The 3,139-nt window shown below is 69.3% G+C and carries 5 protein-coding genes; all 5 read left to right on the forward strand.

Features of this window, described 5'->3' with window-relative positions; genetic code table 11:
- A partial coding sequence (locus E4L98_RS24635; RefSeq protein ID WP_167761440.1) for a GNAT family N-acetyltransferase occupies positions 1-271 on the forward strand: 271 nt, incomplete at its 5' end.
- Positions 272-396: 125 nt separating this feature from the next.
- Entirely contained in the window at positions 397-1,131 is a 735-nt protein-coding gene (locus E4L98_RS24640; RefSeq protein ID WP_135204179.1) for a GNAT family N-acetyltransferase, read from the forward strand.
- The gene (locus E4L98_RS24645) at positions 1,128-1,490 is read left to right on the forward strand and encodes a DMT family transporter (RefSeq protein ID WP_135204180.1); all 363 of its coding nucleotides are present in this window, start codon (positions 1,128-1,130) and stop codon (positions 1,488-1,490) included. Before E4L98_RS24640 ends, E4L98_RS24645 begins: the two co-directional genes overlap by 4 nt.
- Before the next feature lie 10 nt (positions 1,491-1,500).
- The gene (gene rffA, locus E4L98_RS24650) at positions 1,501-2,628 is read left to right on the forward strand and encodes a dTDP-4-amino-4,6-dideoxygalactose transaminase (RefSeq protein WP_135204181.1); all 1,128 of its coding nucleotides are present in this window, start codon (positions 1,501-1,503) and stop codon (positions 2,626-2,628) included.
- Positions 2,625-3,139: haloacid dehalogenase-like hydrolase (locus E4L98_RS24655; RefSeq protein ID WP_229257553.1), on the forward strand; the 515-nt coding region annotated here is incomplete at its 3' end. The genes rffA and E4L98_RS24655, both read left to right, overlap by 4 nt.

Below are 3,139 nucleotides of genomic sequence, written 5' to 3' on the forward strand. Positions count from 1 at the left end.
GGTGTACGGCTTGTACGCCGAGGGCCAGCTGGCCGGCTTCATCGGCGCCGACGGCAACGCCCTGGCGCTGGCGGCGCTGGCGCCGGCCTACCGCGGCCGCGGCCTGGCCAAATACTGGTGGCGCCAGGTGATCGCCGAGCTGCTGGCGGCCGGCCACGACACGGTGACCGCGCCGGTCCCCGCCGCCAACGCGGCGGCGCTGAACCTGTACGCCACCCAGGGCTTCACGTTCCGCGCGCCGCTGGAAATCTACCAGCGCGTGGTGGTGTAAAGCGCCGCTTTACTTCTGTAACGTCTGGTAACGCAACAACCGTCAGCCGCGGCCGGGTTTCGACTACAATCTTGTCATTTAAAGAACCCCGATGCTGCGCGGCTAGCGGCATAAAAGGAAGCTTCATGCAAATCGATTTATCCCCCCTGGACCGGCAGCGCTTCGGCGTGACGACCGCCAAGGCCGCGCTGGACGCCGGCGACAGCGCCGCCGCCGTCGGCGACTGGTGCCGGGCGCAGGGCGTGCAGCTGCTGATCGCGCGCGTGCCCACCAGCGCGATCGCGCTGGTGCAGCAACTGGAGCGGCAGGGCGCCTTCCTCACCGACACCCTGCTGTACTACACCCGCAAGACGCTGCGCCAGGCCGACGCCGGCCTGGCCGACGGCTACCGCCTGCGCCTGGCGACGGCCGACGACGCCGCCGCCGTCGAGGCGCTGGCCGGCCTGACCTTCACCGGCTACGCCGGCCATTACCACGCCGACCCGCGCCTGGCGCGCGCCACGGCCGACCTGGTGTATTCGGACTGGGCCGCCAATTCCTGCCGCAACCCGGCGGTGGCCGACGCCGTGCTGCTGATCGAGCGCGACGGCCAGCTGGCCGCGTTCGCCACGCTCAAGGACCGCGGCGCGCCGTTGTTCGAGGGCGTGCTGTTCGGCGTGCATCCGCAGCACCAGGGGCGCGGCCTGTACAACGTGCTGATGCAGGAGGCGCAGCACTGGGGCCTGGCGCGCGGCTACGGCGCCATGACCGTGTCGACCCAGGTGCTCAACCTGGCGGTGCAGAAAGTCTGGTGCCGGCTCGGCTTCGAGCCATCCGGCAGTTATTACACCTTCCATCAATGGTATGGGGACGCCGCATGAATTACCTGTACATCGTGCTGACCATCGCGCTGACCGTGTTCGGCCAGATCGCCATCAAAATGCAGGTGGTCAAGGCCGGCGCGCTGCCGGCGGCCGGCGGCGACAAGCTGCTGTTCCTGCTCAAGTTGCTGCTGAACCCGTGGATCATCGCCGCCTTCGCGGCCGCCTTCCTGGCCTCGGTGTCGTGGATGGGCGCCATGAGCAAGTTTGAACTCAGCCATGCCTACCCGTTCATGGCGCTGAATTTCGTCATCGTGCTGCTGCTCAGCGCCTGGCTGTTTAACGAACCCCTGTCCGTCGCGCGCATGGCCGGCGTGGCGCTGATCTGCATCGGCACCGTGATTGCCGCTCAAGGCTAAAGGAAACCGCATGAATCCCATTCCCTTCAACAAACCGTTCATGACCGGCCGCGAGCTGTGGTACATCGCCCAGGCGCACACCAACGGCCACCTGTCCGGCGACGGCCAGTTCACCAAGAAATCGCACGCCTGGCTGGAACAGCGCACCGGCGCCCGCCGCGCGCTGCTGACCCACTCCTGCACCGCCGCGCTGGAGATGGCGGCGCTGCTGGCCGAGGTGCAGCCCGGCGACGAGGTGATCATGCCGTCCTACACTTTCGTCTCCACCGCCAACGCCTTCGTGATGCGCGGCGCGGTGCCGGTGTTCGTCGACATCCGCCCCGACACGCTGAACATCGACGAGACCAAGATCGAGGCGGCCATCACCGACCGCACCCGCGTGATCCTGCCGGTGCACTACGCCGGCGTGGCCTGCGAGATGGACACCATCATGGCGATCGCCGGCCGCCACGGCCTGATCGTGATCGAGGACGCGGCGCAGGGCATCATGTCGAGCTACAAGGGGCGGCCGCTGGGCACCATCGGCCACCTGGGCGCCTACTCCTTCCACGAAACCAAGAACATCATCGCCGGCGAAGGGGGGGCGCTGCTGGTCAACGACCCCGAGCTGGCCGAGCGCGCCGAGATCATCCGCGAGAAGGGCACCAACCGCAGCCAGTTCTTCCGCGGCCAGGTCGACAAATACACCTGGGTCGACATCGGCTCGTCCTACCTGCCGGGCGAAGTGATCGCCGCCTTCCTGTGGGCGCAGATGGAAGAGGCCGACAGCATCACCGCGCGCCGCTTGGCGCTGTGGGACGCCTACCATGCGGCGCTGGCGCCGCTGGAGGCCGCGGGCCGGCTGCGCCGTCCGCAGGTGCCGGACGGCTGCGCGCACAACGCCCACATGTATTACATCCTGCTCGATTCGCTGGAGCAACGCACCCAGGTCATCGCCGACATGAAGCGCCAGGGCGTCAACTGCGTGTTCCACTACGTGCCGCTGCACAGCGCGCCGTACGGCCTGCGCATGAGCCGCCATCATGGCGACATGGAGGTCACCAACGCGCTGTCCGATCGCCTGCTGCGCCTGCCGCTGTGGGTGGGCCTGGAGGCGGAGCAGGACCGCGTGATCCGCGCGTTGCGCGAGGCGCTGTGACGGCACCGGCGGGGACCGCGGCGGCCGCCGGCGCGGAGCGCGATGTGCCGCTGGTGGTCGATCTGGACGGCACCCTGCTGCGCTCCGACCTGCTGGTGGAATCGGCGCTGTCGCTGGCCCGTGCCCAGCCGCTGCGCGCGCTGGCGCCGGTGCTGTGGCTGGCCGGCGGCAAGGCCAGCCTGAAACAGCGGCTGGCGCAGGCGGCCGAGATCGACGTCACCACCCTGCCTTACGACCAGCGCGTGCTGGACCTGATCGCGCAGGCGCGCGCGGCCGGCCGGCGCGTGGTGCTGGCCACCGCCAGCCACCGCCTGTACGCCGAGCGCATCGCCGCCCACCTGCAGCTGTTCGACGAGGTGCTGGCCACCGAGGGCGGGGTCAATCTGTCCGCCGAACGCAAGCGCGACCGGCTGCTGCAGCGCTACGGCGCGCGCGGCTACGATTACGCCGGCAATGCGCACGACGACCTGCCGGTGTGGGCGGCGGCGCGCCAGGCGTATGTGGTCGACGC

This window comes from Duganella callida (assembly GCF_004614165.1).
Lineage (GTDB): Bacteria > Pseudomonadota > Gammaproteobacteria > Burkholderiales > Burkholderiaceae_D > Rugamonas > Rugamonas callida.

Excerpts from the sequence above, each read along its gene's own strand:
- E4L98_RS24640 (WP_135204179.1), top strand. The coding sequence starts at position 397 with ATGCAAATCGATTTATCCCCCCTGGACCGGCAGCGCTTCGGCGTGACG.
- E4L98_RS24645 (WP_135204180.1), top strand. The coding sequence starts at position 1,128 with ATGAATTACCTGTACATCGTGCTGACCATCGCGCTGACCGTGTTCGGC.
- rffA (WP_135204181.1), top strand. The coding sequence starts at position 1,501 with ATGAATCCCATTCCCTTCAACAAACCGTTCATGACCGGCCGCGAGCTG.